The organism is Pectobacterium sp. S5, from assembly GCF_051707265.1.
Lineage (GTDB): Bacteria > Pseudomonadota > Gammaproteobacteria > Enterobacterales > Enterobacteriaceae > Pectobacterium > Pectobacterium polare.
Genome location: NZ_JAULSZ010000006.1, coordinates 43,320 through 69,734 on the forward strand (window position 1 = coordinate 43,320; position 26,415 = coordinate 69,734).

Here is a 26,415-nt window from a genome sequence, read left to right on the forward strand (position 1 = left end):
CCGCTTAGGAAAAAGTATCGCCATTGTAACGGAGATGACTGAATGAATTTCAGTCAATATGGTTTACATCAGGGTGAATAATAAACAAATGAGAGCGCTCCGTTTTCATACCACTCTCATGATGAAGAAGGGAACCCTAGGAAAAGTAAAATCTATCCTACAAAACAAAATTATCAGTACAAAAAACCATATTAATAAATATTCTATTTTATAAATTTAATATCAACGCCGACATCCCTATAATTAACACGGCTATACCATTATATATTTTAACAGGGAAGGATTTATGAAAAATATTTTATTGGCAACCCTTGCTTCATCACTTTTTTTCTCCTCATGGGTTAATGCTGAGGAAACGAAAACGGCTCCAGAAAATGAAGTTGCTGTTCAAGAAACTATAAAAGTAGCCATTGTAAACGCTAAACTCACTGATTCTAATGAAGGATGTGATTGTAGTTATACAATAAAAAACCTGGCAAGCAGCCCACTAAAAAATTTTACGGCTTCAATTGTTATTAAGAATGACGAGAGACTATTCAGATGTGATGCTGGTCATATCAACTATAAAAACCCAATACAGCCCAACGAATATAATGTCTCAACGAATCTAGCATTAGGCGGATCATGTGGAAAAAACCCAAAATTAACAATACTTTTTGTTCACAGATGTGAATACAGCGACCATTCTGAATGTAGTGATGAAAATGTTGACATCCGTGGTTCAGGACTTAATTGGCCGGAATAACACCAAAAATGAACCTCATTATATCATAGACTATGATGTAAAATTCCGTATTAACAGATAACTCCAGTATTATACTAATAACCAACACAGCTTTAATGACCTCAACATTCGAGGTCGTTAAAGCTGATAGCACGTATTCTTCATGCTCCAAGTAACTTGTGCGTTGACTATGCTACCCAAATTATTCCGAGTGTAGATGTCATCTTTTTCTCAAAATATTCCAAGAAACCCATTAAATCTGCCATCTAAACCAGGCAAAGAAAACATTACCGTTGTTGTATGTTCCGGGAATGTAAGTCGCCTGGAAAGAGAGCTTGCTGTAACTTATTGATGCCATAGGCAACAAGACTGGAATCGGAATGTAGTTCCAGTTATCACGCATCGTTACGCCAGCCGTAAAACCCAGACCCAGTTGAAAATCCTGATCGCTAGTTGGCCGCCAGCGTTTTTCATAGCCATAGCCACCGATAGGCTCCCATTTGTTATAGGAGTCTTTGAACGCCATGATATAGAGCCCGTGCCAATCCCCATCCTTATCCAGACGGGAAACACCGTAGCCCGCACCCCACGGCCTTTCATTATATTTGTCGGTCTTTTCTTTATCGTACGTCCAGCGGTTATGCCAGGTGATCGTCGGGATATAAATATCGTGACTCTGCGGCGAATTCCAGGTCGTAGACAGATTATTTTTACTTCTCTGCCACCAACTTTCATCCTGCTTATCCGATGCTGACTCACTGGAATCAACCTCGACAGGTGCGAGATTTGCCGTGCTACTCGTATTATTTGTCCCTACATTATTTATGTTTTCTGCCGCGTAGCTCAAAAAAGGAACAATAGGTAGTGTAATCAAACTTAACGTGATTAAAATTCGCTTAAAATACATATAAGGTTCTCTGTAACAGAGTCACGATTCCATTCAAACAAAGGTGATCCAAACAAAACTATTTTGGTTGTTACCAAAATATATAGTTCAGTTTACGTAATCTGCCCATATAGACGGGAAACTAAAGCAGCCTATTATGAAGGGATAAAGAGCAACTGTACTTAAATAGATAGTGGGTTCAGAGGTGCTTTCAGACGTTTCTTAGCCGAAATAACAAAAAACCACCTTATTTATCGGTGGTTTATATTCTGTCCGAGGCCCGATCCAAATAGATAGCAAGATGGCGAATCGCCTATGCTGTGGGATTAGATACCATCGCCATATTCGAAGCCGCGATTGACCCCGTTGAAATACTGATCCATATCCATAGCCGGTTTGTCACTTTCCGGGCGACCGACGATACGAGCTGGAACACCTGCCGCCGTTGTATGTGGAGGCACCGATTGCAACACGACAGAACCGGCACCGATTTTCGCGCCACAGCCAACCTCAATATTCCCCAGAATTTTTGCGCCTGCGCCAATCATCACGCCTTCACGAATTTTAGGGTGACGATCGCCACTCGTTTTACCCGTACCGCCCAGCGTCACGGATTGCAGAATAGAGACGTCATTTTCGACAACAGCGGTTTCGCCGATCACAATGCCCGTTGCATGATCGAGCATGATCCCGCAGCCGATTCTCGCCGCAGGGTGAATATCGACACCGAAAGAAACCGAGATCTGGTTCTGGAAATAGACCGCCAGCGCTTTACGATCCTGCGACCAAAGCCAGTGACCAATACGATAGGCCTGCAATGCATGAAACCCTTTCAGGTAGAGCAGCGGCGTAGAATATTTATCCACCGCCGGATCGCGCAGGCAGACGGCCTGAATATCGCGCGCGGCAGAAACGATCATCTGCGGATCGGCACGATAGGCTTCTTCCACCACCTCTCGAATGGCGATCGCGGGCATGATCGAATTTGCCAGCTTGTTTGCCAGCATATAGCTCAGTGCGCTGCCCAAATTCTCGTGCTTTAGCAATGTGGCATGAAAAAAGCTGGCCAGCATCGGCTCACAGTCCGCAAGACTGCGCGCTTCTGCCTTGATATTGGTCCACACCAGTTCCAGTTCTTCTGTCGACATCGCCTTACTCTCCGAGATACCACACACCACAACGTATATCTGTTCTCAAACGGCAGGCTTATTAGCACCACCGCTCGTATACAAGAAAATGAAGATACTATGAGCCTCCCAGATTAGGAAGCTCAGTATGGAACGACGTGTTTTATAACTTGGCGGTTTCGTCTTTACGCGTACGGCCCAACAGGCTCAGCGCCGCCTCTCGGGCGTCTTTCCCACAATACAGCACCTGCCAGAGTTGCTCAGTAATCGGCATTTCAACGCCGTAGCGCTGCGCTAATGCCAGAACCTCTTTCGTATTGCGGTACCCTTCAACAACCTGACCAATGCTATCCTGCGCGCTCTGTACATCCATTCCCTGTCCCAGCATCATGCCGAAGCGCCGGTTACGGGACTGATTATCAGTACAGGTCAGCACCAGATCGCCAAGCCCTGCCATCCCCATGAAGGTAGTGGGGTCTGCACCCAACGCCGCGCCAAGCCGGGTCATTTCCGCCAGCCCGCGGGTGATCAGCGCAGTACGTGCATTCGCACCAAATCCAATGCCGTCAGACATCCCGGCACCGATAGCAATGACGTTTTTCACCGCGCCGCCCAGCTGCACGCCGATAAAATCGGGGTTGCTGTAAACGCGGAAGCTCTTCCCACAGTGCAGCAATCGTTGCAGGTCGTCAGCAAATTCACTGTCTGTTGATGCCAGAGCAATCGCCGTCGGCATGCCAGCGGCTAATTCTTTGGCAAATGTCGGGCCAGAGACCACCGCAAGCGGGATAGTTTCGCCCAATGCTTCGCGTGCGACATCCTGCAACAAGCGTCCCGTTTCCGCTTCCAGCCCTTTAGTCGCCCACACGATACGCGCATCGGCACGCAAATGAGGTTTCAACTGACGCAGAACATCACCGAACACATGGCTCGGCACAACGACCAGCACGTTTCTACTGGCAGCAAGCGCCTGCGCCAGATTGGTTTCCAGCTGTAGCGAATCGGGGAAAGGCACATCAGGCAGGAATGCCTGATTACAGCGAACGGCCTGTAACGCCTGAATGTGCGTAGGGTTATGGCCCCACAGCACAACTCGATGGCCATTACGCGCCAGCGTAATGGCTAACGCGGTGCCGTACGAGCCGGCACCGATAACAGTCATTGAAGCGTCAGACGCGTTCATCAGGCATCCTGAGGCTGCGCAGCACCTTCACCTTCGGTCTGCTGCTGCAGGTAATTCATGAACAGTGCATCAAAGTTAACTGGCGCCAGGTTCAGTTGCGGGAAGGTACCGCGAGAAACCAGGCTGGTGATGCACTCACGCGCGTAAGGGAACAGAATGTTCGGGCAATATGCACCCAGGCAATGCGCCAGTTGAGTTCCTTCGATACCGCCAACGGTAAAGATACCACCTTGTTGAACTTCACACAGAAATGCAGTTTCTTCACCCAGAGAAGCCGTTACGGTCACACGCAGTACGACTTCATAGATGTCATCAGCCAGTTGGCTAGAAGCCGTATCCAGATCCAGTTTTACTTCTGGCTGCCATTCCTGCTGGAACACCTGAGGCGCATTCGGCGCTTCAAAAGAGATATCTTTGGTGTAGATACGCTGGATTTGGAAAGCCATTTCTGTGTTGTTTTGTTCAGACATGTTAAGTAATACCCTTTTGTTAGATTTTCTTGACGTCTTCCGTCGTCATAAGTGGGCGGACGTCAGTACATTTCTGTCATTGTCATACTGCAATCACTGCAGTATTTGCAATCAATTTAGTACTGCAATCAGCCTGTCGATTATCCTGCAAAATCGTCGCCATTTTCGCTGTGTATGGTTCATCACATGATGACTAACCACACATGGCACGATGAGGATAGTTTTACCACAAACCGTTTTATTTGCCGCGGACTAAAGGCAGATTCTCACCGCTCCAGCCAGCCAGGCCGTCTTTCAGTACCTGCACACGCTCAAAACCGGCTTTGTGCAAATTCTCGGCCACTTCACGTGAAGAGAGACCGTTGGCGCATACCACGATAATCGGCTGCGACTTATGTTTTTCAAGTTCACCTACGCTGCCGTTTTTAATGTCGTTCGGCAACAGGTTAAATGCGTTGGCAATATGGCCACGGCGATAGTCGTCACGGTTACGGATATCAACGATGACAGCATCTTCTTTATTAATCAGTCGGATCGCTTCACCGCGAACCACTTCTTTTACGTTCGACAGTTTACTCTTCACAGTAAGTACAATTACCGCAACCAACAGCGCAACCCAGGCGATGCTCAAAATAGGGTTCTTGCTAACGAATGGCATAATCTCTTGCATGGGGTGTAACGACTCCCGGATCAGTTAAGCAACAAAAATATAAGGTTCCTGAGTATACCTGCGCGATACGGCAATTACAGCCAGTAAGCCAATATAGCGTATCGAATCTGCGGCGAGCTTTCCATTTATCTATATATTGATGCGCCCAGACACCCACCTTTGTGCCATGCTTGTCACGTCTGGAAATAGAAATCAGACAAGAGACAACTGGTAAGCCGCTGTTCATCGTGGAATAATTCACCGCTATGAGTAAAAACGCGTTATTGGTACAGAGTCGAGTGGCATGTAGCGCCGATCGCCATTTATCCGCATTACAAAGGCTACTCACCCGCTGCGTCAGCGCACTCTGCGTTGGCGTTTTGCTGTTGCCCGCGCTCAGCCAGGCTGAAGATAATCAGGCACAGCTTAAGACTCTGCAACAAGATATCGCCGCGAAAGAAAAAAGCGTTCAAGAACAACAAAAACAGCGCAGTACCTTAGTTCAGCAGTTGAAAAAGCAGGAGCAGTCCATCTCTCAGGCCAGTCGTCAACTGCATGAAACGCGCAATACGCTGTCCACGCTCAATAAAGAATTAACCAGCCTCAGCGCCTCTATCGCAAAACTGCAATCTCAGCAGGATAAGCAACAAACGCTACTTTCCCGTCAGCTTGACGCCGCCTTCCGGCAAGGTCAGCACAGCGCACTGCAATTAATGCTGAGCGGAGAAGAAAGCCAGCGCAACGAGCGCATCCTCGCCTACTTTGGTTACCTGAATGAAGCGCGGCAGAAATCCATCAACGAATTGCAGCAAACTCGCGTAGAGCTGGCTGACCAAAAGCGTCAGTTGGAACAAAAACAGGCACAGCAAAAAACGCTGCTGGGCGACCAACAGCAGCAACAGCAGACGCTGGAGCAAGCACAGTCCGACCGAAAGAAAACGCTGTCAACGCTGGAAAGTTCGCTGGAAAAAGATCAGCAGCAGTTGACGGAACTGCGCCAGAATGAAACTCGGTTGCGCGATCAGATCGCCCGCGCTGAGCGAGAAGCGAAAGCCCGTGCGGAGAGGGAAGCACGCGAAGCTGCCAAGGTTCGCGCTAAAGAAGAACAGGCCAAACGCAGCGGCAGCAGCTACAAACCGACCGAAGGTGAACGCTCACTTATGGCCCGAACCGGCGGTTTAGGGCGACCTTCTGGTCAAGCCATCTGGCCTGTTAATGGTCGCATAGAGCACCGCTTCGGTGAACCGTTACAGGGCGAACTGCGCTGGAAGGGCATGGTGATTACCGCACCGGAAGGGACAGAAGTGAAGGCGATCGCCGATGGAACAGTACTGATGGCCGACTGGCTACAGGGCTACGGGCTGGTCGTTGTTGTGCAGCATGGTAAAGGTGACATGAGTCTGTACGGTTATAACCAGAGCGCATTGGTTTCCGTTGGCGCTCAGGTCAAGGCAGGCCAACCCATCGCGCTGGTCGGCACCAGCGGCGGGCAGAGTCAGCCCGGGCTGTATTTTGAAATCCGTCGCCAGGGTCAGGCGGTCAATCCACAACCTTGGCTGGGAAGATAGTCTTGTCTTATTTAACCAAAACACCATTACTGGCGTTGAGTCTGCTCGCCCTGTCTCCTTTGGCTCTGGCCGGAAAACTTTCTATCGTCATCGATGATTTCGGCTATCGCCCGCATAATGAGAACCAGATTCTGGCAATGCCGACGGCGATTTCCATCGCGGTGTTACCCAACGCGCCGTACGCCCGTGAAATGGCAACCAAAGCCCACCAGCAAGGGCGAGAAGTGCTGATCCATCTGCCGATGGCACCGATGAGCAAGCAGCCGCTAGAGCGTGATACGTTACGCCCGGACATGAGCAGCGAAGAAATTCAGCGCATTATCCGCCAATCCGTCAATAACGTGCCTTACGCCGTGGGGCTGAATAACCATATGGGCAGCGCGATGACCGCCAGTCTACCCGGCATGCAAAAAGTCATGCAGGCGCTGAGCGCCTACCAGCTCTATTTCCTCGATAGCATGACCATTGGCAGCAGCCAATCGAGCCAAGCCGCGGCAGGAACGAACGTCAAAGTCATCAAACGCAAAGTCTTTCTGGATGATTCGCAAAACGAAGCCGATATTCGCAAACAGTTTACCCGCGCGGTGCAAATCGCCCGCCGTAGTGGTTCCGCCATTGCTATCGGACATCCACATCCTTCAACCATCCGCGTCTTACAGCAGATGTTGCCGACGCTGGATGCCGATATTGTCTTAGTCCGCCCCAGCCAGTTGCTGAATGAGCCGACGCGGCAGTATGAACCTCAGCCGCAGCAGCCAACCAAACCGCGTAATCCGTTCCGCGGTATACAACAGTGTCAGGTTAAGCAGCCGCCGGATCCGGTGAAGAACGATGTGTTCTTCAAACTGGTAAGCAGCAGCATTAGGGAAAGCGCACCAGTGATGTTTATCAAGCACCGTTGGCAAACCTGGGTTGCGCCAGCCGAGGCCAAAACGCACAAACAGCCGTAACACCAAGTGCGCGTTTTCCTTTTGCTATCGCACGAACTCGCCACGGCAGGGTTATGACTCATCCCAATTGAGGATAACCTTGCCCGACTGACCCGAACGCATGGCATCGAACCCTTTTTGAAACTCATCAATGTGAAAGCGGTGGGTGATAATCGGAGATAAATCCAGTCCAGACTGAATCAGCGCCGACATCTTGTACCAGGTTTCGAACATTTCCCGTCCGTAGATACCTTTGATAAACAAACCTTTAAAAATCACCTCTCCCCAATCAATCGACATCGGTTCATGCGGAATACCCAGCATGGCGATGCGCCCACCGTGATTCATCGCTTTCAGCATGGCACGAAAGGCCGATGGCGCGCCCGACATCTCCAGGCCAATATCAAACCCCTCAGTCATGCCCAGATCTATCATCACGTCCGCCAGATTTTCCTGCGCCACATTGACGGCGCGCGTCGCCCCCATTTTACTGGCAAGATCCAGACGGTACGCATTCACATCAGTAATCACGACATTCCTTGCACCCACATGACGGCATACCGCCGCCGCCATCATACCTATCGGCCCTGCGCCGGCAATCAACACATCTTCCCCCACGAGATCGAAGGACAGTGCGGTATGCACCGCGTTACCGAAGGGATCGAAAATGGCGGCCAGCTCGTCAGAAATATTGTCAGGAATGCGAAACGCGTTGTAGGCGGGAATCACCAGATACTCCGCGAATGAACCGGGACGGTTTACTCCAACGCCGATGGCATTGCGGCATAAATGACGTCGCCCGGCACGGCAGTTACGACAGTAGCCGCAGGTAATATGCCCTTCGCCAGAGACCCGATCGCCAATATGAAAGCCGTTAACCTCCTGACCGATAGCGATAATCTCACCCACATATTCATGCCCGACGACCATCGGAACGGGAATGGTCTTCTGCGACCATTCGTCCCAGTTATAGATATGTACATCCGTTCCGCAGATCGCACTTTTACGGATTTTAATCATGATGTCGTTATGCCCGAGTTCCGGCGTGGGCGAGTCCACCATCCAGATGCCTTCTTCCGGCAGCAGTTTTGCCAATGCTTTCATAACGATTTCCTCAGATGATCACACCCAGACGTTTACCCACGCGGATAAAAGCCTCGACGGCGAATTCGATTTGCTGCGGCGTATGGGCGGCCGACATTTGGGTGCGAATACGCGCCTGACCGAGGGGGACAACGGGATAGAAGAAGCCTGCGACGTACACGCCTTCCCGCTGTAGCCCTTGCGCAAAATCCTGTGCCAGCTGCGCTTCACCCAACATGACGGGAATAATGGCGTGATCGGCTCCCGCCAGCGTGAACCCTGCGGCTGTCATCTTTTCACGGAACAGACGAGCATTTGCCCACAGACGCTCACGCCGCTCTCCGCCCTGTTCCAGCAGGTCTAATACCCTGAGCGACGCGGTGACAATAGCAGGGGCGAGCGAGTTGGAAAAAAGATAGGGTCGAGAGCGCTGACGCAGCCAGTCGATCACCTCATGCTTGCCCGCCGTATAACCGCCCGATGCGCCACCCAGCGCCTTGCCTAACGTCCCAGTGATGATATCGACGCGATCCATTACCCCGCAGTGTTCATGCGTTCCACGCCCTTGTTCACCGACAAATCCTACCGCGTGGGAATCATCCACCATCACTAGCGCATCATAACGATCCGCCAGATCGCAAATCCCCTGCAAATCGGCAATCACACCATCCATCGAGAAAACGCCGTCGGTGGCGATCATGACGTGTCTCGCCCCTTCCGCTCTGGCCAGTTGCAGCTGTGCTTCCAACTGGCTCATATCGTTATTGGCATAGCGGTAGCGCCGCGCCTTCGATAGCCGAATACCGTCGATGATTGAGGCATGATTGAGCGCATCGGAAATAATCGCATCCTCCGACCCCATCAGCGTTTCAAACAGTCCACCGTTAGCATCAAAACAGGAGGAATAGAGAATCGCGTCGTCCATGCCCAGAAAATCCGCCAGCTTACGCTCCAGCGGTTTGTGGATATCCTGCGTTCCACAGATGAAGCGCACCGACGCCATACCAAAACCGTGGCTGTCCAATCCAGCTTTTGCAGCGGCAATCAGCTCAGGACTATCCGCCAAGCCAAGATAATTATTGGCACAGAAATTGAGCAGATGGTCACTATCCATCACCTCGATTTCAGCCTGCTGCGCAGAGGTAATGATGCGTTCCTCCTTGAACACCCCTTCGGTGCGTGCAGCCATGATTTGTGTAGTAAGTTGTTGATAAAACGCGGCAGGCATAGCGTCACTCTCCCATAAAAAGATTGCGTTATGGTTTTTAAGCTAGCGGATGTGGGCAGAAATGCGGGGTAAACAGTCTGAAAATGCTGGCTTCGTCACGGCCTGAATCATCTTAAAAACGCGGGAGCAACACGGGATAAATTAAGCTCTGGCTGCTTGCGGTAAAATGAAATGCTATTATAGCGGTCATAAACAGTGTGGGGCGCGGTGCCTCACCGGCAAGATTAATAAAGGTCGCGCCCATGATTATCGTTACTGGCGGTGCCGGTTTTATCGGCAGCAATATCGTAAAATCTCTGAATGACATCGGCTATCGGGACATTCTGGTTGTCGATAACCTGAAAGACGGCACCAAGTTCGCCAATCTGGTCGATCTGGATATCGCAGATTACGTGGATAAAGAAGATTTCATCGCCAGCATCGTTGCAGGCGACGATCTGGGTGATATCGATGCCGTATTCCATGAAGGCGCTTGTTCTTCCACCACCGAGTGGGATGGCAAATACATGATGGATAACAACTATCAGTATTCTAAAGATATCCTGCATTACTGCCTCGATCGCAACATTCCGTTCCTGTACGCCTCTTCTGCCGCAACCTACGGCGGTCGCAATGATAACTTTATCGAAGAGCGCCAATACGAGCAGCCGCTGAACGTCTATGGCTACTCTAAATTCCTGTTCGACCAGTACGTGCGTGAAATTCTTCCAGAAGCTGAATCACAGATCTGTGGTTTCCGCTATTTCAACGTCTACGGACCGCGCGAAGGCCACAAAGGCAGCATGGCGAGCGTCGCATTCCACCTGAATAACCAGATTAATCAGGGTGAAAATCCGAAGCTGTTCTCCGGCAGTGAGAACTTCCAACGTGACTTCATCTACGTCGGTGATGTCGCCGCCGTCAACCTGTGGTTCTGGCAAAACGGGGTTTCCGGCATCTTCAACTGCGGTACCGGTCGCGCCGAATCCTTCCAGGCTGTCGCGGACGCCACCCTCGCCTTCCATCAAAAAGGCAGCGTGGAATACATCGAGTTCCCAGAGAAACTGAAAGGCCGCTATCAGGCTTATACACAAGCCGACCTCACCAATTTGCGTGCAGCAGGCTATGACAAGCCGTTCAAAACCGTCGCCGAAGGCGTGGCGGAATATATGGCCTGGCTGAACCGTACCGTTTAATCGGATAAGGATTCATAAGCGGTATGAAAATTTTGGTCATCGGCCCTTCCTGGGTCGGCGATATGATGATGTCGCACAGCCTTTATCGCACTTTGAAGGCTGAACACCCGGAAGCGGTCATTGACGTGATGGCACCAGCCTGGTGCCGTCCGCTGCTGGCACGGATGCCGGAAGTCAATCAGGCGTTAGCCATGCCGCTAGGCCACGGCGCACTGGAGCTGAGCGAGCGTCGCCGTCTTGGCGTATCGCTGCGCGATGCGTGCTATGACCGCGCTTACGTGCTGCCCAACTCCTTTAAATCTGCGCTGGTCCCTTTCTTTGCCAACATTCCGCAGCGTACAGGCTGGCGTGGCGAAATGCGTTACGGGCTGCTGAACGACTTACGTGTGCTGGATAAAGCCGCATTTCCGCTGATGGTTCAGCGCTACGCCGCGTTAGCCTATGATCGTAGCCGTATCCGTCGTGCCGAAGATTTACCGCAGCCGTTACTGTGGCCACAGTTACAGGTCAATCAGGCCGAGATTGCGGACATGACGCAGACGTTTGACCTCAGCGAGGCACGCCCCATCATCGGTTTTTGCCCCGGAGCCGAATTCGGCCCCGCCAAACGCTGGCCGCATTATCACTATGCAGCATTGGCGCAAACACTGATTGAACGCGGCTACCAGATAGCACTGTTCGGTTCGGCCAATGACCGTTCGGCCTGTGACGATATCCTTCAAGGGTTGACGGAAGACGCGCGACAGCATTGCGCTAATCTGGCAGGGGAAACCTCGCTGGAACAGGCGGTGGTGCTGATTGCCGCCTGCCACGCCGTCGTCAGCAACGATTCTGGGCTGATGCACGTTGCGGCAGCACTCCACCGTCCGCTCGTTGCGCTTTATGGCCCAAGTAGCCCCGATTTTACTCCGCCTCTGTCCCATCAGGCCGAGGTAATTCGCCTGATTACCGGCTATCACCGGGTGCGCAAAGGGGATGCCGAACAGGGTTATCACCAGAGTTTGATCGACATTCAGCCCGAACGTGTGCTCAGCGCTCTGGATAAGTATCTAATCTCAAAAGAAAGTCTCATTCCAGGAGAAAACCGGGTACCGGGAGCAGATGCATGAGAGTGCTGATCGTAAAAACGTCGTCGATGGGCGATGTGCTGCACACCTTGCCAGCTTTGACCGACGCAATGCAGGCTATTCCCGGTATCCAGTTCGACTGGGTAGTTGAAGAAGGCTTTGCGCAAGTTCCCAGTTGGCACCCGGCGGTTTCCCGCGTCATTCCGGTAGCAATACGCCGCTGGCGCAAAAGTTGGTTCAGTGCTCCAGTACGTCAGGAACGTGCGGAATTTACACGCCAGCTACGCCAGTATCGCTACGATGCGGTTATCGACGCGCAAGGGCTGATTAAAAGCGCGCTGCTGGTTACACGACTCGCCAACGGGAAGAAGCACGGATTGGATTGCAAAAGTGCGCGTGAACCGCTGGCAAGCTGGTTCTATAACTATCGCCACCCGATCAGTCGTCAACAACATGCCGTCGAGCGCGTACGGGAGCTGTTTGCCGCCAGTCTGAACTATCGGAAACCCACCGAGCGCGGCGACTATGCCATTGCCTCACGCTTTCTTTCCCAGCAGCCCGTAGACGCCAACCGCTATCTGGTGTTTCTCCACGCCACGACGCGTGATGAAAAACACTGGCCGGAAGCACACTGGCGTGAACTGATTGCTCTATTAGCCCCGAGTGGATTACACATCAAACTTCCCTGGGGAGCGGAGCATGAGCACCAGCGTGCATTACGACTGGCTGAAGGCTTTCCACACGTTGAAGTCTTACCACGCCTCACGCTGCAACAGGTTGCCGAGGTATTAGCTGGGGCCAAAGGCGTCGTTTCCGTCGATACCGGACTTAGCCACCTGACGGCAGCACTGGATCGTCCAAATATCACCCTATACGGACCAACCGACCCAGGACTGATTGGCGGCTACGGGATGAATCAGGTGGTGGAAATGTCTGAAAGCCAGAAAATGGAGACTATTCCCGCTAGCCTCATCCATCAGAAATTAGAGAAGCTGATAGAATTACCTGCATCAGGCGAGTGATATCGCTCCCGACTGTGAACAAATACATGCTCAATGAATTAAGGTACGAACTGGGAAAAACGCCCAGCATCAGTTCGGCTGTCGCGCTTAAAGCGGTTTTCCCCGGCTGTTTACTCACATTAGCCATTATGCCATTTAGCAGCATTATTGCCGGGTGGCTTTTTTATCTCACGGGTTCGCTATCTGTTTTTTATGTGGCGACACATTTAAAAACAGTAATAGCGGCTAAGCGGCTGTTACTGATTCCGCTTTGCCTGCTGGCTATCGGCTTAACCAATCTCATTTGGTATCACCACTATTATCAACCCGATAGCCTGTTACCTTATGTGTATAACGCCTACAGGACATCCGCACATGCCGGTATTCTGGGGGCATTCATCCTGCTGACAGCCCTGCATATCTCGCAAAAAAATCGGCAACAGCTACGCTTCTACATCATCGCAATCTGTATTCTCACACTAGGCTACGCGTTCTATCAGTCATTATTCAGCGGCATGCACCGTATTGGATTAGTATTTGGTACCGCAACGAGCGCGGCCTATTTTCTTACCTTCATCGGTGCCTTAAGCGCACAGGCGCTGCTTAAGCTCGATTCAACCTATAAGTATTATCTCTATCTGGGGCATTTCCTATTAGTGACTGTCGCTATTCTGCTGACAGAAACCCGGGCGGCCATCTTCGTCTATCCTATTGTTGGCGCAACCATTTTATTGTCAGAAGTCAGGCACAGTAAGCCGCTATTTATAAAAGCATTAGTCGGCTCATCGGCCACGCTTCTCCTGTGTTTATTCCTTTTCCAGGAAACGATTCATCAGCGTGTTAACGATCTGATTAATGACGTACACAGCTATAGCATGAATAACAGCAGAACCTCGGTTGGTGCACGAATCGCGATGTATCAATCAGGTATCGAAGCCGGGGAAGACGCATTATTGGGGCAGTCTGCCGAACAGCGCGCAGAGCGAATCGTTGCACAAGCAGAACAAAAGCCGAACTTAGCGGGTGCGGTGGAATACCTGGATGTCCATCTGCATAACGAAGTGGTTGATGCCTTTTCCCTTAAGGGATTACCGGGCGCAATATTGCTTGTGTTGCTTTATGCCTCTTTATTTTATTTTTCATTTTTTGTTCTACGCAGCCACCTCTCTGCTGCGCTACTTTTTGCCCTGCTGATGTATGGACTTAGCGATGTCATTCTCTATTCACGAGACATGCTTATCGCGTGGCTTATGGCGTTTTGCCTCGGCACAACGCTGACCGGAAAATGGATAAAGAATTAGCCCTGTTATAATTAGCGTGTGGCAGTAGCATTTACCTCTGTGAGAGGAGGATGGGTTTTAGTACCATAGCGCAAAATTAGCTATTCATGCTGTCGTGCCACATGGATAGGATCAGTCTTTTGGTAGCTGTTGAGCCAAGGCGGTAGCGTACCTGTAAAAATCATAACTTTTGATTACATGAAGGAAAACGAGTGAGTCAACGCATCATCTCTTATCGCCGGATTCTCGTGGTGAAGCTCAGATATCATGGCGATATGCTGCTGACCACTCCGCTCATCAGCACGCTGAAAGCCAATTACCCTGACGCCAAAATTGACGTATTGCTGTATCAGGATACGATGCCAATTCTCTCCGCCAATCCAGAGATACATCAGCTTTATGGGATCAAAAGAAAAACGGGCACGCTTTTGGAAAAGATCCGTAATTTCCAAGACGTCAGGCAAGAGCTTAAGCAAAACAATTACGATCTGATCGTCAATTTAGCTGACCAGTGGCCCATCGCCTTATTGGTAAAATCATTGGGATGTCACAGCATTGCTCTCGATCGGGGCGATAATCTGAAGGGAAAAATTTGGCGCTCATTTTTCATCACCTGCGTTCCGCCAATAGGCGCGCATATTGTTGAGCAAAATCTTCATCTCCTCACCCCGCTCAACCTGCCAGCGTCAAATATACGTTCTAGATTATCACTGCATTATCGTCAGGAAGACGCCCAAAGTATCGCTGATCAACGCCCTACACTTTTAACGCAACGCTACGTCGTCATCCAACCCACGACTCGCCAATATTACAAATACTGGGACAACGACAAATTCGCTCAGGTCATCGACTACCTTAAAACAAAAAATCTGGAAGTCGTTTTAACCTGTGGTCCTTCAGAAGACGATTTAAACGTGGTGCGCGACATTCACTCACAGTGCACGCATAAACCCGATATGACCTTTGCGGGTAAAACGAGTTTTCTGGAACTGGCGGCGTTAATTGACAACGCGGTGTTGTATATCGGTGTAGATTCCGCCCCTATGCATATGGCTGCCGCATTGAATACGCCGCTAGTGTGCCTGTTTGGCCCAACAGACTACAAATTATGGCGCCCGTGGTGCGATCGCTATAAGCAGATTTGGGCAGGCGAATATCAGCAGATGCCAGCCCAACAGAATTACGATCAGACGGTTAAATATTTGTCCTGCATTCCTGCACAAGCGGTTATTCAGGCATCAGAACACATGCTACAAGAGGCGCAGGAAGAGAACACCAAATGAAAATCGCATTCTGCGTCTATAAATTCTTTCCTTTCGGCGGGCTACAGCGGGATTTTCTGAGCATTGCACTAACGTGTCAAAAACAAGGCCACGACATTCGTGTTTACACGAGTGAATGGCAAGGCGACAAACCTGAAGGGTTCGACATCGTTCTCGTACCTATCTCAGGGCTGGGTAATCATACCCGCCATCGCCGTTTTTCAGATTGGATACAACGCCATTTACAACAACACCCAGTCGACCGCGTTGTCGGATTTAGCAAAATGCCAGGACTGGACTTCTACTATGCCGCAGAAGGATGTACGGCAGAAAAGGCGGTTCAGGAAAAAGGCTTCTTTTATCGACTAACACCCCGCTACCGCGGCTACGCAGCACTTGAACGAGACGTGTTCGATAAAAATAGCCACGCGCGCATGCTGATGCTGACACCACGGCAAATCGCTCATTTTCAGAAGCATTACGGCACACAAGATGAACGCTTTTTTATGCTGCCGCCGGGTATTTCGCGGGACAGAAAATACAGCACGCGATCTCCAGATACGCGCTCTCGGTTTCGTCAACAGCACCATCTGGATGAAAACGGATTTGTTCTATTACAAGTCGGTTCCGACTTCAAACGCAAAGGCGTTGGCCGCAGTCTGACCGCTATCGCCAGCCTGCCACAGGAACTGCGTCAACGCGTAACGCTGCTGGTTGTCGGCCAGGACGATCCAAAACCGTTTCAACAGCAGGCAGAGCAGCTTGGTATCGGTAAACAAATACGCTTCTTTTCTGGCCGAGACGACATTCCTGACTTCATGGCAGCCGCAGATTTGTTGCTTCATCCGGCTCATCAGGAAGCCGCAGGCATCGTTTTACTTGAGGCTATCGCAGCTGGATTACCGATACTTGTCACCGATGCGTGCGGTTATGCTTTTTACATTGAGCGCTCACAGGCCGGGCTGGTCATCCCTGAGCCTTTTAGCCAGACAGCACTGAATCACGCGTTATCACACGCGCTCAATCAGCCAGAAATGCTTAAACAGTGGGCAGAAAATGCCCGCCATTTTGCCGATACAGAAGATATTTATAGTCTGCCAGAAAAAGCGGCACAGTTGATTACCAGCACAAACGATCGTTAAACTAATGCAGTATATTGCTGCCAAAATAACGCGTTGATCCCCATTTATTTTTAAGAGCCATAACCGAGTTCACTATGTATTTTTCATCGCAAGGTGTTATAAAAAGAAAAGTTTCATTTACTCGCCCCTTAGCGGAAAATTCAGAATCCGATGCGCTAAATATCGCTTACGGTATTGATAAAAATTTTATGTTTGGCTGCGCCATTTCAGCAGCATCAATTTTGATCCACAATCCTGACATAAAATTTTCATTTCATATATTCACTGACTCATTAAGTGATGATGAAGAGAAAAAGTTTCAAAACCTCAGCACTCAATATAATGCAGATATTAGTCTTTACATTGTAAATTGCGATGAACTGAAATCGCTTCCCAGCACCAAAAACTGGTCTTATGCCACCTATTTTCGCTTTGTGATTGCCGATTTACTTTACCCAGAAATTGAAACGCTTCTTTATATCGATGCTGACATTGTTTGCAAAGGCTCATTACACGAGCTGTTAGGAATCGAATTCAACAACAACATTGCGGCAGTAGTAGCAGAAGAAGACAAGGTTTGGTGGGAAAAACGAGCAAAGGCGCTTGATGAACCGGGAATCAATTCCGGATATTTTAATGCTGGATTCTTATACATCAATCTCGCACAATGGCAAAAAAACGATATAAGTTCACTGGCTATGTCGCTTCTTGCCGACGAGAAAATAAAGGCAAAAATATCTTATCTCGATCAAGACATATTGAACATCTTACTTATAGATAAAACAATATGGCTTGATAAAAAATACAACACACAATATAGCATTAATTATGAACTTAATAAGCCTAAGCCAGTCAATCCTATAAAGAATGACACGGTTATGATTCATTATATCGGGCCGACAAAACCCTGGCATAAATGGGCTGAAAATTACGCTTGCACGGAGTATTTTCTAGATGCCAAAAGAGCATCACCGTGGAATCAGTCTCCCTTACTGCAAGCAACAACCACGAGCAATATAAGATATTGCGCTAAACATCAATTCCATAGTGGTTATATTCTATTAGGTGTAATTAGCTACCTTAAGTATTTCTATAGAAAAGTCCTGTCAAAGTAGGGCCACACTATCGCACCATTAAAAATAAAAATTTTGTAAAATCAGGAATATAAACAATGAGAACATTGTTTCTAAAAAGAACAGGTGGTGGGCTGAATAATCAAAAAATGATTTTCCTTGCCCTATTAATTGAAGCCATAGAAAAAAACTCTTCTATAGCTCTGCCCTACTTCATTAATTTTATTGCTAATAAAAGCAAAAAAAACCTGAGAGATAAAATTTATTTCTCTTATATATATAAATTCTTTCATAGAGATATAGATCTATTCACCGTATTCGATAAGAAATCAATGGATGTTTTCTTCGCAAAGTACAATATAAAAATAAACAACTATATTACTTCTCGATATACAGGGGAAAAACTCAATCCTGACAAACTATTTTTCAAAGGCGAATCTATCGTCAACGAATTTATAAAAAATCAGAACTATGAACATAGAGATATAGTAATAGATTTTTTTAAATATTTGACACCATCTAAATACATGGAAGACAAGATAGAGTATTTTATTTCGCACGCGCGCCCATATGATGCCGTTTGCCAATTACGAATAGAGAGTGATTGGCCGTTAGACATTGAAGACTCATGGGAGAAAAAACCCAATGAGGTTAACTCAACACCATTAGAACGTTGCAATCACATATTTCGTAAAATAAAAAAAACCTTACCCTCTCTAAAAACACTTTATATTACTTATGATAAAAGTGCTCTAACCTGCTCATTCGAGGATATAGAAAATTTAGCAAGAGATGAATTTGGATTAAAACTAAAAGAGAAAAATACAACTACCGAGAATGAGTTCAGCCCTAAAAATGCATTAGAAGCATCGATCATTGATTTTGAAATTGCAGCACGCAGCAATATATTTATCGGCACGAACATGTCGACATTCACATCAATATCAGCGGTAACTAAATTTTGTAGAGATGGGCATCCACCTAAAAACAGATATTTATATAACCACACAGGAAAAACACTGACTCTTGATGAAAAGATAAATTCACCGAGAAGTCATATTTCCTAACATTCTCGAAGATAGCAGTAATACTGTGTAGTATATAAAATTTAATACGCCGCACAGTAATTAGAGAGAATGAGTTTAATAAAATCAAGAAAAAAACCATCTTGAACATGACCAATTAATCACTCATGCAGAAAGATAAATACATTCATGATTTATCTTTGTCTGATAGCGAAGAAAATGAAAAATACAGTCCAACTGAAAAAATCCGAAGACCGCTCGGATATCAAAATAATCGAAGATGAGGATATCTCGTTTATCATACAGGGTAATGTCAATCATGAAATTACACCTAAAACAATACAGAGTATTCGGAAATTCTTCCCGAAAGCAGAAATAGTACTAAGTACTTATATTGGAGCAGATGTAGCAGGACTTGATTACGATAAGATAGCCCTGATAGAAGACCCTGGTTGTTACTACTACTACGATAGTGAAGAGAATGATGGTAGAGAGAAACCCAAAGAGCATAATTTAAATCGCCAGATACAAACTACGTTCGCTGGCTTAAAAACATCAAGCAAAAAATACGCATTCAAGATACGTACTGACTTTATTTTAACGGGTAAAGAATTTTTATATTTTTTCGATACGTTCTCAGAAGCAGATCAAGAATATAAAATTTTTGAACATAAAATCCTGTCATGTGCTTTTTTCGCTCGTAATCCTCGAAAAGAAAAACCGTTGTCTTTTCACCCATCAGATATTGCTTTCTTTGGGTTCCGTGAAGATTTACTAAAACTCTTTGATGTACCATTAATGACCAAAGATGAATCTCTTTTTTATAAAGAGAAGGAAAAAACACTTCCAAGATATACTCCCGAACAGCACATCTGGGTGAATTGTTTGTTGAAAAATGGCAAAGAGATAAATTTCAAACATCAAAGAGACGTAAATGAAAAAACAGCTAGTGACACTGAGAAGTATACAGTTTCTAATTTCATTTATTTAGAATGGGAACAATTTAGTCTGATGCCGCCAAATCACTTAAGAGCATTTACAAGAAATGACTTTCGGGATGTCATTACTCATATTGAATGGCAACAGCTCTATCAAAGATATTTAGAACCGTCACTAACAGTACCTAGCAAAGACGTCACTCGTGATTCCATCAATAAAAAAATCCTACATTTAAAATTCTATACTTTCTTAGCCAAATTATGTACCATTTTTTTCTTTGGTGGAAAGTCGCTTCAAAAACTAAGAAAAGAAAAAAGGAAAAAACTGCTACAGTATTTCACGAGAAACATATTTTTTCCTAAATAAAACATTTATATAACCTGCCTAGTATTAAATAGAAAGCACTTATAGCAATGTAGTAAAATTGTCATTTATACAAAAAAATCGTCAATTACAACAACCAACCTGACCTTAAAAAATAAAAATTCAATAATTAATTAAATAGACATTAGAGAATGTGTGTAAAATATTTGTTTTATTTTTAGGGGAAATGCATTTCGAAGACATTTCGATTGTACGGAAAAATAAAACACGCACGCCAAGTTAATTTTAAATAACCTTTAAATTTAAAACTATAGAGAAATTTCCCTATGGAGAAAAAACTGTCTAACTTTAAAATAGCCATCTGTTTTTTTGGACACCTACGAACATATGATAGATGTGCACCTTTCTTGAAAAAAAACTTAATAAATAAATATGATTGTGATTTATTTATGCACACGTGGTCAACACTCGATCATAATACTATCACTTGGCATAATTCAACATCATCCAAAGGGAAAAGTGACAAGTCTGATATAATAAAAGCCTACGGTGAATTTAGAGAAATAGAAATAGAAGAACAAAAACCGCAGGACTGGGGTGTTGTAAAAATAAAAAAAAGTCACGATAGCGATGAAACCAAGATGAGTATATTTGGCATTCATTCAATGTATTACAGTATAAGGAAATCAAATCAACTTCGAGAAGAATATGCTACGAAAAACAAGATAAAATATGATCTTGTTTTATGTATTCGTCCAGATATTTGGCTCAAAAAAAATCTGGATATAAGCAATATTCTGAATAAACTCCCCACACAAGATATTGATAAAGGTTTTTTCACCTTTGCAGGTGAAGCATCGGAGTTTATACGCGGATTTGAATCTATGGGCGGGACAGATTGTTTGTTTTTTGCAACACCAGAGGTTATGTCTGATGTTGTAAATAATACCCCCCCCATATCGGAACGCCTTAGAGAAGTTAAAAGTATAACTTATTGTCCTGAATACGAATTCATAAGACTTATACGAGATCGTGGTTGGACACCACACATATGTACACGCCAAGAACGCTATCTAGAGATTTACAGAAAAGTATCTTTTGAAGGCTCTGGTTTTAAATTTCGGAAACAGATTATAAGGATGCATATTCGTAAGAATCACATTCGAATATATTTATTTCAATTGTGCATGTTGCAATTATTTCAACTACAACTATCTATATTAAATTTTGAATTTAATATTTCCATCGGAACACCGAAAAAATAGAAAAATATAGACATTAAAGGAGCATGAGAATGTTAAACATAGTATTACCAATGGCTGGAAAAGGAAGCCGATTTGCAGATGCAGGTTATGCTTTACCTAAACCTATGATACCCGTACATGGTGTTCCCATGATAAAAATCGTTGTAGACAATCTTACACCGAAAGTAGAACATCGATTTATTTTTGTAGCCCAGCAATCACATATTGATCAGTATAATTTATTTCCTAAATTAAAATCTTATGCAAAAAATGTTGAAATAATTGGAATCAATGGAATTACCGAAGGGCAAGTTTGCACAGCTCTAGTTGCCAAAAAATTTTTCAACAGCAATGAACCTTTAATGAATGCAAATAGCGATCAATACATTGACTTTGATATAAATGAATATTTAGATGCAATGCAATCTCGTAATTTGGACGGGATGATTATGACTATGAAATCACAAGACAAAAAATGGTCCTATGCAAAAACAAATGAAAACGGTTTAGTTATTGAAACAGCAGAAAAGGAAGTCATTTCTTCTGATGCGACAGTTGGTATTTTTAACTTCAAGAAAGGAAGTGATTTAGTTCGCTCAGCAGAACAGATGATCGCTGAGAACATTCGTGTAAATAACGAATTTTACACTTGCCCTGCATACAACTACCTTATTAAAGAAGGAAAGAAAATTGGTATTTACCCAATTGGCGAAGAATATAATGGTATGTACGGTTTAGGAATACCTGCAGACCTAGATTTATTTCTAAAAAATCCTATTTCAGAAAAAATAAAAAAAACTAACGGTTAAAAAAATGATAATACTATCTCATCGTGGATATTGGAAGAAACCATCAGAACGTAATCAAATAATCGCTTTTGAACGATCATTTGAACTAGGATTTGGTACGGAAACAGATTTACGTGATAGCCTAGGGGAAATAGTAATTTCACATGATATGCCAATAGGCGGAGAAATATTATTCGAAGATGTTTTAAAAATAATGAATGGCCGCAACCTACCATTGGCGTTAAATATAAAGGCAGACGGAATTGCAGAGAAAACGCTAGAATTACTTGAAAAATACAATCACAGCAATTATTTCACATTTGATATGTCTATCCCCGATATGCGAGTCCAAATACGGCACGGACTACGCGTATTTACAGGGCTTTCAGATATATTACCAACCCCTGTCATGCAGAACGCTGCAGCTGGTATCTGGCTCGATAGCTTCAATAGTGATTGGTATGAAGCCGAAGTGATTGACCGTCTAATTATCAACGGGAAGGCCGTCTGTATTGTGTCAGCAGACTTACACAAGCGAGAGACAAGCAAACAGTGGGAAGTAATCAAAAACTGCAAAAGCATTAAGGATGATCATTTAATGCTCTGTACCGATTATCCCGAAGACGCAGAGGAATTTTTTCATGGAAAAAATTAAAGCTGTTTTATTTGATATGGATGGCGTGCTAATCGATGCCAAGGATTGGCACTACGAAGCATTAAACAAAGCCCTAGCTCTATTTGGGTATGAAATCATGCGAACAGAGCATTTATCTAGTTATGATGGTTTACCAACCTCAACAAAGCTTAAAAAATTAAGTATAGAGAAAGGTTTGCCCGAAAAATTACACGACTTCATAAATGAAATGAAGCAACAATATACAGTAGAAATAATTCATAACCAATGTCGCCCTCATTTTAATCACGAGTTTGCACTTTCAAAATTGAAAGCAGAAGGATATCGCATTGCTTGCTGTTCAAATTCAATTAGAATGACAATTGAAATGATGATGGACCACTCAAAGTTAAAGAATTATTTAGAATTTATTATTTCTAATCAAGATGTAAAGATGCCAAAACCATCTCCCGAGATTTATCTAAAGGCTATGGAAAAGATGGGATTAAAACCGAGTGAATGTTTGATTGTCGAGGATAATGAAAATGGAATAAAAGCGGCGTTAGCATCTGGCGGTCATTTAATGACAGTGAAAGATGTTAATGAGGTAAACTACTACAACATAAAAAAAAAGAATCATTGCAATTGAAGGCGAACTGAAATGAACATAATGTTTATGATGGGAATACCTAATATCGATACAAACAAAGAAAAATATCCACTTTATCTTACCGAAGTCAGTGAAGGTACGATATTAGAACAGCAAATAAAATATACACAGCAAGTTCAACCCCGTCAGCTATTATTCTGTGTCAAAGATACTGAGATAAAACAATTTCATACAGATGCCGTTATACAACAGATTGAGCCTACTGCAAAAATTATCCCGATTCATGCTCAAACAAAAGGGGCTATATGCACTGCCCTTCTGGGTGTTGAATTTATAGATAGTGACCAAGAGTTAATCCTGATGGCAATCGATGACTTTATGGAAAATGATAGTGGTAAAGTTATTGAAGAATTCCGCAAAGTAGGAGCAGACGCAGGGGTTGTTTCATTTAACTCAGTCCACCCTCGTTACTCATTTGCAAAATTGGATGAAGAAGGCACACCAATTGAGTTTTCGGAGAAAAACCCTATCAGTAAAAATGCCCTAGTATCATTCTATTATTTTAAGCATGGTAGTGATTTTGTTGAGTGTGCGAAAGAAGTTATTCGAAAAGACAACGCTGTGAATGGAAATTTTTATATTTCTCAAACATTAAATGAGATGATATTGAAACAAAAAAAAATATCCATACATAAAATTAATAATGAAAAATTTCATCCATTGAAAACAGAAGCTCAGCTTGCAGAATACATTTATGAATATAAAGAAAAAAAAGCAAGCAAGTAATAAAAATAGTCAAACAGAAAACAAGGTAATAAGAATGAAACTGGATAATTTATCAAACATGAAAGGTGGATGGTTTATTGGAAACTTCGAGCCATCATTATTAAAAACTAATGATTGCGAAGTCGCAGTAAAATCATATAAAAAAGGAGATTATGAAGAATCTCACTACCATAAGATCGCAACCGAATACACAATCATAATTAGTGGTCGTGTGAAAATGAATGGAATAGAATATAACGCTGGTGACATAATTATTATGGAGCCAAATGAAAGCACCGATTTTGAGTGCCTTGAAGACGGTACAACGAATGTAGTTGTGAAAATCCCAGGAGCAAACAACGATAAGTATTCAACAAAAACAGCCACATCAAAGGATCACTTATCTTAATGATTAATTCTTACAACATTACTTAAAGATAGAAAAATCACATCGAGATATACAATTTTCATAAGGTAGCACTGTGAAAAAAAATCTATCTATCATAATAATCACAAAAAATGAATCAGAATTAATAGAAGAGTGCCTGCAATCTGTTAGTTGGGCCGATGAAATCATTGTCGTAGATTCTGGCAGCACCGATTCTACGGTAGAAATAGCTCATCGATATGGCGCAAAAGTCTATCAACACAATGACTGGCCGGGGTATGGTAAACAAAGGCAGCGTGCGCAGAGTTATGCTAGCGGAGAATATATCTTCTTTATTGATGCCGATGAAAGAATAACGCCTGAACTACGTCAATCAATTGAAAGCACATTACTCAAATCCAATCTAGATGATAGAGTTGTCTACTCCTGTGCGAGACGGAATCTTTTTCTTGGTCGTTTTATGAAATATAGCGGTTGGTATCCCGATAAGGTGTTACGACTCTATGCAAGTAAACACTACCAGTACAATGACAACAAAGTGCATGAATCATTGAATTGCGGCGATGCCCCTGTTCAATATTTATATGGAGATCTTAAGCATTTAACCTGCCGTGATTTCTCAGTATTCCAGGAAAAGCAGTTGCGCTATGCTGTTGCGTGGGCAAGAGAACGTCATGAGAAAGGAATATCTTGCCGCTACTCTGAGATATTTACTCATTCCATATTTTCATTCTTAAAAACATGGATCTTCAGGGCAGGTTTTTTGGATGGGAAACAAGGATTGCTGCTCGCACTTGTTAACGCTCAATATACATTTAACAAGTACACTGAGTTATGGTCACTTAGTAATAAAATCAATAAATAAAAGTTACATTTTTAATATAAAAACAAAACATTACTACTATTAAATTAATTTTCACCAGGGACGACACAGTGATGAAAGTACCTAATAAAATCCATCAAATATATACCAAAGGCATACATGGATTACCTAAAGGAATTTTAGAGTCCATCGAAAAATTAAAAGAGATGAATCCGGGGTGGGAGCATTGTTTCTACGATGAAAAGAGCATAATTGAATATATAGACAAATATTACGGAAAAGAAATGCTGAGTATCTATTTAAGTATAGATCCAAATTATGGTGCAGCCAGAGCTGATTTATTTCGTTATCTTTTGATTTACATCGAGGGTGGCGTTTATTTGGATATTAAAAGTTCATGTTCAATCCCACTCGATGAAGCCATTAAAGAAGATTGTGAAATATTGCTATGCAGTTGGGATAATAAGGAATGTGGCTGCGATAGAAATATGGGATTACACAAAGAGTTAGATTTCTTAACGTGTGGAGAATACCAACAATGGAACATAATTTCAGTACCAAGATCTCCTTACATTAAATCCGCTATAGACGAAGTTGTGCATAGATTAAAACGCTACAAACCTTGGATTTATGGTGTAGGGATGAAAGGTGTATTAAATACTACAGGCCCAGTACCATTTTCTGTTGGTATTGAAAAAATCAATAAAACTGAGTTTTTCCATCATGAAGAAAATCATCGTAACATAGGGTTAAAATACCGCAATGTTACCGAAGAGACGCTAAGAGAGCTTAACAGACATCACTACAGTAAGCTCAAAGACTCTATTGTTATGCTAGAAGGAAAAGATAGATTATATTATCGATTATGGTTGTTTTTTCTTTATCCTCTGCAGCGACTAAAGAAAAATATTATTAATGAAAGCAAAGGCATCATAAGAAAAATGAAATGTACCTTCCTTAAAAGCTCAAAATAGATACAAACGTCTCATAAGTAAGGTGCGTGTGGATATAGTTAGATCCTCTTGTTCGTTCAGTTGTCTGTTTATCCCGTACCAAATTCAACGATTGCG

Annotated in this window: 27 protein-coding genes; 20 read left to right on the forward strand and 7 right to left on the reverse strand. The window is 44.6% G+C overall.

From position 1 onward, the window contains the following. Window positions 1–286 precede the first annotated feature (286 nt). The gene (locus tag QWJ20_RS18735; RefSeq protein WP_174870102.1) at window positions 287–745 is read left to right on the forward strand and encodes a hypothetical protein; all 459 of its coding nucleotides are present in this window, start codon (window positions 287–289) and stop codon (window positions 743–745) included. A gap of 232 nt (window positions 746–977) precedes the next feature. On the opposite strand, the gene pagP is transcribed toward QWJ20_RS18735, so the two are convergent. From pagP to QWJ20_RS18760, 5 genes are all read right to left on the reverse strand, one after another. Further along, entirely contained in the window at window positions 978–1,631 is a 654-nt protein-coding gene (pagP, locus tag QWJ20_RS18740; RefSeq protein ID WP_433993203.1) for a lipid IV(A) palmitoyltransferase PagP, read from the reverse strand. A gap of 305 nt (window positions 1,632–1,936) precedes the next feature. Next, window positions 1,937–2,758 (reverse strand): serine O-acetyltransferase, encoded by an 822-nt coding sequence (gene cysE, locus QWJ20_RS18745; RefSeq protein WP_095701205.1) that lies wholly within the window; start codon window positions 2,756–2,758, stop codon window positions 1,937–1,939. 142 nt (window positions 2,759–2,900) lie between these two features. Further along, window positions 2,901–3,920, reverse strand: coding sequence for an NAD(P)H-dependent glycerol-3-phosphate dehydrogenase (gene gpsA / locus QWJ20_RS18750; RefSeq protein ID WP_433993204.1), 1,020 nt, complete (start codon window positions 3,918–3,920; stop codon window positions 2,901–2,903). Then, entirely contained in the window at window positions 3,920–4,390 is a 471-nt protein-coding gene (secB, locus tag QWJ20_RS18755) for a protein-export chaperone SecB (RefSeq protein WP_010283737.1), read from the reverse strand. The genes gpsA and secB overlap by 1 nt, the downstream gene beginning before the upstream one ends. A 238-nt stretch (window positions 4,391–4,628) precedes the next feature. Next, window positions 4,629–5,060, reverse strand: coding sequence for a rhodanese-like domain-containing protein (locus QWJ20_RS18760; RefSeq protein WP_039310321.1), 432 nt, complete (start codon window positions 5,058–5,060; stop codon window positions 4,629–4,631). Between the two features lie 245 nt (window positions 5,061–5,305). Between QWJ20_RS18760 and envC the strand changes: the two genes are divergently transcribed. Continuing rightward, complete coding sequence (gene envC, locus QWJ20_RS18765) at window positions 5,306–6,607, forward strand: murein hydrolase activator EnvC (RefSeq protein WP_039483037.1); 1,302 nt, start codon at window positions 5,306–5,308, stop codon at window positions 6,605–6,607. A gap of 2 nt (window positions 6,608–6,609) precedes the next feature. Continuing rightward, window positions 6,610–7,557: a divergent polysaccharide deacetylase family protein gene (locus QWJ20_RS18770; protein WP_433993205.1), complete on the forward strand. Its 948-nt coding sequence runs from the start codon at window positions 6,610–6,612 to the stop codon at window positions 7,555–7,557. Between the two features lie 51 nt (window positions 7,558–7,608). On the opposite strand, the gene tdh is transcribed toward QWJ20_RS18770, so the two are convergent. Both tdh and QWJ20_RS18780 read right to left on the reverse strand, forming a co-directional pair. After that, window positions 7,609–8,640: an L-threonine 3-dehydrogenase gene (gene tdh, locus QWJ20_RS18775; protein ID WP_433993206.1), complete on the reverse strand. Its 1,032-nt coding sequence runs from the start codon at window positions 8,638–8,640 to the stop codon at window positions 7,609–7,611. Between the two features lie 10 nt (window positions 8,641–8,650). Beyond that, complete coding sequence (locus tag QWJ20_RS18780) at window positions 8,651–9,847, reverse strand: glycine C-acetyltransferase (RefSeq protein ID WP_433993207.1); 1,197 nt, start codon at window positions 9,845–9,847, stop codon at window positions 8,651–8,653. Between the two features lie 242 nt (window positions 9,848–10,089). On the opposite strand from QWJ20_RS18780, the gene rfaD reads away from it, so the two are divergent. The 17 genes from rfaD (at window position 10,090) to QWJ20_RS18865 (ending at window position 26,319) form a co-directional block, all read left to right on the forward strand. Continuing rightward, window positions 10,090–11,022 (forward strand): ADP-glyceromanno-heptose 6-epimerase, encoded by a 933-nt coding sequence (gene rfaD / locus QWJ20_RS18785; protein ID WP_039513415.1) that lies wholly within the window; start codon window positions 10,090–10,092, stop codon window positions 11,020–11,022. A 23-nt stretch (window positions 11,023–11,045) separates the two neighbouring features. Next, window positions 11,046–12,131: an ADP-heptose--LPS heptosyltransferase RfaF gene (gene rfaF / locus QWJ20_RS18790; RefSeq protein WP_433993208.1), complete on the forward strand. Its 1,086-nt coding sequence runs from the start codon at window positions 11,046–11,048 to the stop codon at window positions 12,129–12,131. Beyond that, on the forward strand, window positions 12,128–13,111 hold the full coding sequence (rfaC, locus tag QWJ20_RS18795) for a lipopolysaccharide heptosyltransferase RfaC (protein WP_433993209.1): 984 nt from the start codon (window positions 12,128–12,130) through the stop codon (window positions 13,109–13,111). The genes rfaF and rfaC overlap by 4 nt, the downstream gene beginning before the upstream one ends. A gap of 26 nt (window positions 13,112–13,137) precedes the next feature. Next, a complete protein-coding gene (locus tag QWJ20_RS18800; protein WP_433993210.1) occupies window positions 13,138–14,391 on the forward strand; it encodes an O-antigen ligase family protein in 1,254 nt (417 codons plus the stop codon). A 191-nt stretch (window positions 14,392–14,582) separates the two neighbouring features. Then, window positions 14,583–15,653, forward strand: a complete 1,071-nt coding sequence (gene rfaQ, locus QWJ20_RS18805) for a lipopolysaccharide core heptosyltransferase RfaQ (RefSeq protein ID WP_433993211.1) — start codon at window positions 14,583–14,585, stop codon at window positions 15,651–15,653. Further along, the gene (locus tag QWJ20_RS18810; RefSeq protein WP_433993212.1) at window positions 15,650–16,774 is read left to right on the forward strand and encodes a glycosyltransferase family 4 protein; all 1,125 of its coding nucleotides are present in this window, start codon (window positions 15,650–15,652) and stop codon (window positions 16,772–16,774) included. The genes rfaQ and QWJ20_RS18810 overlap by 4 nt, the downstream gene beginning before the upstream one ends. Window positions 16,775–16,848: 74 nt before the next feature. Next, the gene (gene waaO / locus QWJ20_RS18815) at window positions 16,849–17,868 is read left to right on the forward strand and encodes a lipopolysaccharide 3-alpha-galactosyltransferase (RefSeq protein ID WP_433993213.1); all 1,020 of its coding nucleotides are present in this window, start codon (window positions 16,849–16,851) and stop codon (window positions 17,866–17,868) included. Window positions 17,869–17,924: 56 nt separating this feature from the next. After that, window positions 17,925–18,893 carry a hypothetical protein gene (locus tag QWJ20_RS18820; protein ID WP_433993214.1) on the forward strand — a complete coding sequence of 323 codons (969 nt, stop codon included), beginning with the start codon at window positions 17,925–17,927 and terminating at the stop codon, window positions 18,891–18,893. A gap of 177 nt (window positions 18,894–19,070) precedes the next feature. Then, window positions 19,071–20,156: a WavE lipopolysaccharide synthesis family protein gene (locus QWJ20_RS18825; RefSeq protein ID WP_433993215.1), complete on the forward strand. Its 1,086-nt coding sequence runs from the start codon at window positions 19,071–19,073 to the stop codon at window positions 20,154–20,156. A 284-nt stretch (window positions 20,157–20,440) separates the two neighbouring features. After that, window positions 20,441–21,379 (forward strand): hypothetical protein, encoded by a 939-nt coding sequence (locus tag QWJ20_RS18830; protein ID WP_433993216.1) that lies wholly within the window; start codon window positions 20,441–20,443, stop codon window positions 21,377–21,379. Window positions 21,380–21,408: 29 nt separating this feature from the next. After that, entirely contained in the window at window positions 21,409–22,167 is a 759-nt protein-coding gene (locus QWJ20_RS18835; protein ID WP_205557422.1) for a glycosyltransferase family 2 protein, read from the forward strand. Between the two features lie 4 nt (window positions 22,168–22,171). Then, a complete protein-coding gene (locus QWJ20_RS18840; RefSeq protein WP_433993217.1) occupies window positions 22,172–22,801 on the forward strand; it encodes a phosphodiesterase in 630 nt (209 codons plus the stop codon). Then, on the forward strand, window positions 22,788–23,408 hold the full coding sequence (locus QWJ20_RS18845; protein WP_433993218.1) for an HAD family hydrolase: 621 nt from the start codon (window positions 22,788–22,790) through the stop codon (window positions 23,406–23,408). Before QWJ20_RS18840 ends, QWJ20_RS18845 begins: the two co-directional genes overlap by 14 nt. A gap of 12 nt (window positions 23,409–23,420) precedes the next feature. Next, entirely contained in the window at window positions 23,421–24,155 is a 735-nt protein-coding gene (locus QWJ20_RS18850) for a glycosyltransferase family 2 protein (RefSeq protein ID WP_205557416.1), read from the forward strand. Next, window positions 24,124–24,543, forward strand: a complete 420-nt coding sequence (locus tag QWJ20_RS18855; protein ID WP_433993219.1) for a cupin domain-containing protein — start codon at window positions 24,124–24,126, stop codon at window positions 24,541–24,543. Before QWJ20_RS18850 ends, QWJ20_RS18855 begins: the two co-directional genes overlap by 32 nt. A gap of 73 nt (window positions 24,544–24,616) precedes the next feature. Continuing rightward, on the forward strand, window positions 24,617–25,387 hold the full coding sequence (locus QWJ20_RS18860) for a glycosyltransferase family 2 protein (protein ID WP_433993220.1): 771 nt from the start codon (window positions 24,617–24,619) through the stop codon (window positions 25,385–25,387). Between the two features lie 71 nt (window positions 25,388–25,458). After that, window positions 25,459–26,319 (forward strand): glycosyltransferase family 32 protein, encoded by an 861-nt coding sequence (locus QWJ20_RS18865; RefSeq protein ID WP_433993278.1) that lies wholly within the window; start codon window positions 25,459–25,461, stop codon window positions 26,317–26,319. Window positions 26,320–26,415 lie beyond the last annotated feature (96 nt).